Source organism: Achromobacter sp. (genome assembly GCF_049647645.1).
In the GTDB taxonomy this organism is placed as follows: Bacteria; Pseudomonadota; Gammaproteobacteria; order Burkholderiales; family Burkholderiaceae_B; genus Achromobacter.
In genome coordinates, this window is the sequence record NZ_JBARYB010000201.1 from 42,787 (window position 1) to 49,195 (window position 6,409).

General features: G+C 68.0%; 7 protein-coding genes. 1 reads left to right on the top strand and 6 read right to left on the bottom strand.

Going from position 1 to position 6,409, the window contains the following annotated elements:
- Positions 1-65 precede the first annotated feature (65 nt).
- Positions 66-974 carry a complex I NDUFA9 subunit family protein gene (locus WBB14_RS22655; protein WP_424241829.1) on the top strand — a complete coding sequence of 303 codons (909 nt, stop codon included), beginning with the start codon at positions 66-68 and terminating at the stop codon, positions 972-974.
- 7 nt (positions 975-981) lie between these two features.
- Here the strand turns inward: WBB14_RS22655 and ruvA are convergent, their stop codons facing one another.
- From ruvA to WBB14_RS22685, 6 genes are all read right to left on the bottom strand, one after another.
- On the bottom strand, positions 982-1,554 hold the full coding sequence (gene ruvA / locus WBB14_RS22660) for a Holliday junction branch migration protein RuvA (RefSeq protein WP_173143858.1): 573 nt from the start codon (positions 1,552-1,554) through the stop codon (positions 982-984).
- A gap of 125 nt (positions 1,555-1,679) precedes the next feature.
- Positions 1,680-2,228: a crossover junction endodeoxyribonuclease RuvC gene (ruvC, locus tag WBB14_RS22665; protein ID WP_332014366.1), complete on the bottom strand. Its 549-nt coding sequence runs from the start codon at positions 2,226-2,228 to the stop codon at positions 1,680-1,682.
- Positions 2,228-3,817 (bottom strand): bifunctional phosphoribosylaminoimidazolecarboxamide formyltransferase/IMP cyclohydrolase, encoded by a 1,590-nt coding sequence (gene purH / locus WBB14_RS22670; RefSeq protein ID WP_424241830.1) that lies wholly within the window; start codon positions 3,815-3,817, stop codon positions 2,228-2,230. Before purH ends, ruvC begins: the two co-directional genes overlap by 1 nt.
- Positions 3,818-3,920: 103 nt before the next feature.
- Positions 3,921-4,160: a helix-turn-helix domain-containing protein gene (locus WBB14_RS22675; RefSeq protein WP_006217670.1), complete on the bottom strand. Its 240-nt coding sequence runs from the start codon at positions 4,158-4,160 to the stop codon at positions 3,921-3,923.
- Between the two features lie 36 nt (positions 4,161-4,196).
- Positions 4,197-5,222 (bottom strand): tRNA dihydrouridine synthase DusB, encoded by a 1,026-nt coding sequence (gene dusB, locus WBB14_RS22680; protein WP_424241831.1) that lies wholly within the window; start codon positions 5,220-5,222, stop codon positions 4,197-4,199.
- Positions 5,223-5,336: 114 nt separating this feature from the next.
- Positions 5,337-6,409 (bottom strand): UbiH/UbiF/VisC/COQ6 family ubiquinone biosynthesis hydroxylase (locus WBB14_RS22685; protein ID WP_424241832.1); only part of this gene is annotated, 1,073 nt, incomplete at its 5' end.

The following is a 6,409-nucleotide window of genomic DNA, read 5'->3' on the forward strand; positions in this document are numbered from 1 at the left end:
CGCTTGCGGTTGTAGCGTGTGCAAGGCAGAATCGGGACTGAATCCTGACGAACAGGGGCTGCGACATGCGTATCCTTGTCATCGGCGGCACCGGTTTCATCGGCCGTCATCTGGTAGCGCGGCTTTCCGCGGATCAACATCAGATCGTCGTGCCCACCCGGCTCTACAGCCGCGGGCGCGACCTGCAGATTCTTCCCACCGTTACTTTGCTCGAATGCGACGTGCACGACGACGCCACGCTGGACAGCCTGGCGCAGGGCTGCGACGCGGTCGTCAACCTGGTCGGCATCCTGCACGGCAACGGCGGCAGGCCCTATGGCTCGGAGTTCGCGCGGGCGCACGTGCTGCTGCCGCAGCGCATCGCGCAAGCGTGCCGCCGGCAGGACGTGCGCCGGCTGCTGCACGTCAGCGCGCTGGGCGCCGATTCCAATGGCGACAGCATGTACCAGCGCTCCAAGGGCGACGGCGAAGCCGCCATCAAACAGGAATTGCAGGGCTGGCAGGAAGGCGGTTGGACCATCTTCCGTCCTTCGGTGGTCTTCGGCCCCGACGACAAATTCACCAATATGTTCGCCGGCCTGGCGCGCTGGCTGCCGGTGCTGCCGCTGGCGGGCGCGCACGTGCGCATGCAGCCGGTCTATGTGGGCGACGTGGTCGCGGCCATCGTGTCGGCGCTGGGCAATACGCACACCTGTGGCAAGACCTACGAACTGGGCGGCCCCCAGGTCTACACGCTGGGCGAGATCGCCCGCCTGTGCGCCGCCTGGAGCGGCCATCCTCGGCCGGTCGTCAGCATGCCGATGGGCGTGGGCCGCATGCAGGCCCGGCTGTTCGAATGCCTGCCTGGCACGCCGCTGATGTCGCGCGACAACCTGGACTCCCTGCGCCGCGACAACATCTGCAGCGGGCCGATCGCGCCGGAACTGCATGTGGTGCCGACCGGCCTGGAAGCCGTGGCGCCACGCTACCTGTAAGCCTGTCTCAGCGCACCAGCGCCTTCAAGGCCTGCTTGATGCCGTCGGACACGCCCACGCCTTCCGGCAGGGTCTTCAGCGCCGACAGCGATTCCTTTTCCGAGTAGCCCAGCGCCAGCAGCGCGTTCAGGATGTCCGACTGATTGTCGGGCGTGGCGTGGGCGGACGCGCCGATGTCGGCGCCCAGCTTGCCGCGCATCTCCAGCAACAGGCGTTCCGCGGTCTTCTTGCCGATCCCTGGCACGCGCGTCAGGCGGCCCGATTCCTGCAAGGTGATGGCCTGCGCCAGATCCGCCACCGACAGCCCCGACAGCACCGACAGCGCGGTGCGCGCGCCGATGCCGCTGACCTTGATCAGTTCGCGGAACGCGCTGCGTTCGCCGGCCGAAGCGAAGCCATACAGGATGTGCGCGTCTTCGCGCACCGTCAGGTGCGTGTAGAGCGTGACGCGGGCGCCAGTGTCGGGCAACGAGTACAGCGTGCTCATGGGCACGTCGATGTCATAGCCCAGACCGCCCACGTCCACGCAGATGGTGGGCGGGAGTTTTTCGATCAGGGTTCCGGTGATGCGTCCGATCATGGTGATGGTGGCCTGGCAATGGTGAGGCCGCTGAATGCGCGGCGGATGCGGGGATTCTATACGCGCGGGCGCGCAATCGGCGGGAACCGGTCCCGCCTTGCGGCAAATCGCGGTGGATCAGGCGTTCAGCCGACCAGGCGGCCGTTGCGGATGCGGGTCTTGCCGCTCATGCGCAGGGTCGCGCCCAGGCGTTCCAGCTTGTCCTGCATGGGGCCGGCATGGGCATGGCAGATCGCGCAGGCCAGCGCATCGGCCGAGTCGGGCGCGGGCGCGCCGTCCAGCGCCAGCAGGTGCTGCACCATCATCTGCACCTGCTCCTTGGCGGCGCGGCCGGTGCCGACCACGGCTTTCTTGATCTGCAGCGCGGTGTACTCGTGCACCGCCAGCGAGCTGTCGGCCAGCGCGCACAGTGCGGCGCCGCGCGCCTGGCCCAGCAGCAGCGTGGACGCGGGATTGGTGTTCAGGAAGATGATTTCCAGCGCGGCCACATCGGGTTGCGTGTCGCGCGCCACCTGGCGCAGATTGTCCAGGATGACTTTGAGGCGTTCGGACAGCGCCAGCGCCGGCGGGACCACGATGGTCCCGCTGGCCACATAGCGCAACCGCGGGCCGTCGGCATCGATCACACCGAAGCCGGTGCGGCGCAAGCCGGGATCGATGCCGAGGACGCGCATCAGTGGCGGAAGTGACGGGTGCCGGTCAGCACCATGGCGATACCGTGCTCGTCGGCCGCGGCGATGACTTCATCGTCGCGCATGCTGCCGCCGGGCTGGATCACGCAGGTCGCGCCAGCCGCCACCACCACGTCCAGGCCGTCGCGGAACGGGAAGAAGGCGTCGGACGCCACGGCCGAGCCCTTCAGGGTCAGGCCGGCGTTTTCCGCCTTGATCGAGGCGATGCGGGCCGAGTCGATGCGGCTCATCTGGCCGGCGCCCACGCCCAGGGTCATGCCGCCGCCCACGAACACGATGGCGTTGGACTTGACGTACTTGGCGACCTTCCAGGCGAATGCCAGGTCGTTCATTTCAGCTTCGGTGGGCTGGCGCTTGCTGACCACCTTGAGCGCATCGCGCGGCACGTTGTAGGCGTCCGGGCTCTGCACCAGCCAGCCGCCGCCCACGCGCTTGATGTCGAAGGCGTTCTGGCCCGTGCCCATCGGCACTTCCAGCACGCGCACGTTCTTCTTGGCGGCCAGGATCGCCAGCGCGGCGCCGTCATAGGCGGGGGCCAGCAGTACTTCCAGGAACTGCGCGCTCACGGCTTCGGCCGTGGCGGCGTCCACCGGGCGGTTGAAGGCGATGATGCCGCCGAAGGCCGAGGTCGGGTCGGTCTTGAAGGCTTGCTGGTAAGCGCCCAGCGTGTCGGCCGCGACCGCCACGCCGCAGGGGTTGGCGTGCTTGACGATGACGCAGGCGGGCGCCTCGAAGCTGCGGGCGCATTCCCAGGCGGCGTCGGCGTCCGCGATGTTGTTGTAGGACAGTTCCTTGCCCTGCAACTGGCGGTAGTTGCCCAGCAGGCCGGCCTGACGCTGCGCGTCCACGTAGAAGGCGGCGGTCTGGTGCGGGTTCTCGCCGTAGCGCAGCGCCTGTTCCTGCTTGACCTGCAGGGTCAGGGTGCCGGGCCATTCGTTGCGGGCCGGCACGGCTTCCTGCTTGGGCTCGGCTTCGGCCAGGCTGGTCAGGTAGGCGGCGATGGCGCCGTCGTAGGCGGCGGTGTGGGCGTAGACCTTGGAGGCCAGCGCCAGGCGCAGGCCGTAGGACGTCTTGCCGCCCTTGTCCATTTCAGCCAGCACGCGCGAGTAGTCGACCGGGTCGATCACCACCGTGACGCCGCCGGCTTCGGTGCCGTGGTTCTTGGCCGCCGCGCGCAGCATGGCCGGGCCGCCGATGTCGATGTTCTCGACGGCGTCGGCGAAGGTGCAGTCCGGCTTGGCCACGGTTTCGCGGAACGGATACAGGTTGACCACCAGCATGTCGATGCGGTCGATGCCGGCCGCCTTGATGGTGTCCATGTGCTCGGCGCTGTCGCGGCGCGCCAGCAGGCCGCCATGGATCTTCGGGTGCAGCGTCTTGACGCGGCCATCGAGAATTTCGGGCGAACCCGTGTGGGCCGCCACTTCAGTGACGGTCAGGCCGGCGTCGGCCAGCAGCTTGGCGGTGCCGCCGGTGGACAGCAGGCGCACGCCGCGCGCGGCCAGGGCGCGGGCAAATTCAACGATGCCGGTCTTGTCGGACACCGAAAGCAGGGCGGTTTCGATTTTCATGGTGAGGGACGGGAGTGGGGCGGGAGCGCCTTTCTCGTTCAGGTCGGATGGGAAATCTGGGGGGAGCGGGCGGCGCGACGCGCCTGCCGCCCGCGCACGAAAGCTATACCTGGATATTGTGCGCCAGCAACTTCTTGCGCAGGGTGTTGCGGGTGATGCCCAGCATTTCGGATGCCCGCGACTGATTGCCGCCCGACCGTTCCAACGCCACTTCCAGCACCGGGCGCTCCACGCAGCGCATCACCATGTCCCACATGTCGTGGGGTTCGGATTCGCCCAAGTCTTCGAAATAGCGCTCCAGGCTGGCGCGCACGCATTCTTCCAGGACATCTTTCTTGCTCATTTGAGTACAGATATTTTTATGTTGGTGTTGAGGCGGTTATGCCGCCAGCAGGGCTTCTGCGACCGGCGCCGGATGGGATCCGCCGTCGCGCGAGATGAGGTCGAACCAGTCCGACACGGCCCGCCACTGGTCGCGGGTGTTGTCGATCAGATTCATGCGGGCGCAGAACGAGTCCGCCCCCGGCAGGCCGTCCAGATACCAGCCTATGTGCTTGCGCGCCGTGCGTACGCCGGTGTGCTCGCCATAGAACCGGTAGTGGTCGTCGAGATGTTCGAGCAGCAGCTCGCGCATTTCCCCATAGGAGGGAGGGGCCAGTGTTTCGCCCGTGCGCAGGTAGTGGTCGATTTCGCGGAAAATCCAGGGACGGCCTTGAGCCGCCCGGCCGATCATGACCGCGTCGGCGCCAGTGTAATCCAGGACGTGCTTGGCTTTTTCGGGCGTCGTGATATCTCCGTTGGCGACAACGGGGATTTTCAGCTCCGCCTTGACGGCGCGGATAGTGTCATATTCCGCCTCGCCCGTATAGAGGTCGGCGCGGGTGCGTCCGTGCAGGGTCAGGGCGGCGATGCCGGCGTTTTCCGCCATTTTCGCCACCCGCAGGGCATTGCGGCTTTCGCGGTCCCAGCCGGTGCGGGTCTTCAGCGTCACCGGCACGTCCAGGGGTGCGCAGGCGGACACCACCGCGTCCAGGATGCGGGCGATCTGGTCTTCGTGGCGCAGCAACGCCGACCCGGAAGCCACGTTGCAGACCTTCTTGACCGGGCAGCCCATGTTGATGTCGATGATCCGGGCGCCCTTGCTGGCGTTGAACACGGCCGCCTCCGCCATCATGGCGGGGTCGGCGCCGGCGATCTGCACGGAAATAGGGGCGATCTCGCCGTCGTGGTTCAGGCGCCGGGATGTCTTGACGCTATCCCACAACTTTGGGTTGCTGGCGGCCATTTCCGACACGGCGTAGCCCGCCCCCAGCTTCTTGCAAAGCTGGCGGAAAGGACGGTCCGTCACGCCCGCCATGGGCGCGACCAGCACGTTGTTGGGAAGGGTCCATTGACCTATGCGCATGCTCACATTTTAACCGGCTCGATCGCGCCCCCTTTGTCACCAGGGGAACAATTCGTAACAGAAGGGGAGGAAAACAGGCAATCCGCCCCTTTTCGGGGGCGGAACGGGTGGGGTTCAGGCGCGGAAACCCTGCAGCAGATGCTGCGCCAGCGGCGCCCGCAACGGAGAGGCCAGATCCATCCCCAATAAAGCCAGGCCGCAAGCATGCTCCACCGGAGCCAGGCCGGTCGAGAAGATGCGGGGCATCAGATCGGTCAGGCCGGCGGTGAGGAAGCGGTCCACGTGGCGCGCCCCGGCGAATTCCGCCAGGGCGGCCCCGGGATTGACGTCAGGCTGGGCCAGCCAGCCGCCCAGGGTCTGCGCCAGGCGGGCCGCGTCGCGCAGGCCCAGATTCAAGCCCTGTCCGGCGACCGGATGCAGGGTTTGCGCGGCATTGCCGATGGCCGCCACGCGCCCATGCACCTGGGCGCGGCGGGCGCTGAGCGCCAGCGGGAAGACATGCCGCGGCGCCTGGCTGGACAGCCGGCCCAGGCGGTCGCCGAAAGCTTCAGACAGCGCCCGCGAAAAGGCGGCATTGTCCAGAGCGGCCAGTTCGGCGGCGCGTTCGGGTGCGCTGCACCAGACCACCGAATAGGCATCCGGGGTCTGCGGATGCGGCAGCAGCGCCAGCGGCCCTTCGGCGGTGAAGCGCTCCCAGGCCCAGCCGCGGCGCGGCAGGGTGGCATGGGCGGTGGTCAGCACGGCGTGCTGGTCGTAGTCCCGGCGCACGTCGGTCGCGCCCGCGCCGTCGGACTGCACCGCGACCCGGCACAGCAGCGTCGCTTCGCCTTGCTGGATGCGCACGCCGTCGGCGTCCTGCTGGCCGATCTGGGCGGGAGGACCTTGCAGCACGGTGACGCCACAGGCGGCCACGCATTCGTCCAGCTTGGCATGCAGGCCCGAATACGCGACCACGCTGCCCAGCTGCGGCACGCCGAAATCGGTGTTCTGGATCAGGGTGCGGCCCAGCCGGCCGCGTTGCGACACATGGATGTTGCGGATGTCGGCCGAGCGTTCGGGCCAGGCATGCAGCGACTCCAGCAATACCCGGCTGCCGTGGTTCATGGCCAGTACGCGGGGATCCGCGGCGGGTACCGCCGCCGAGGGCGCGACCGGGGCGGGCGCGCTGCCCGCAAGCAGCGCGATGC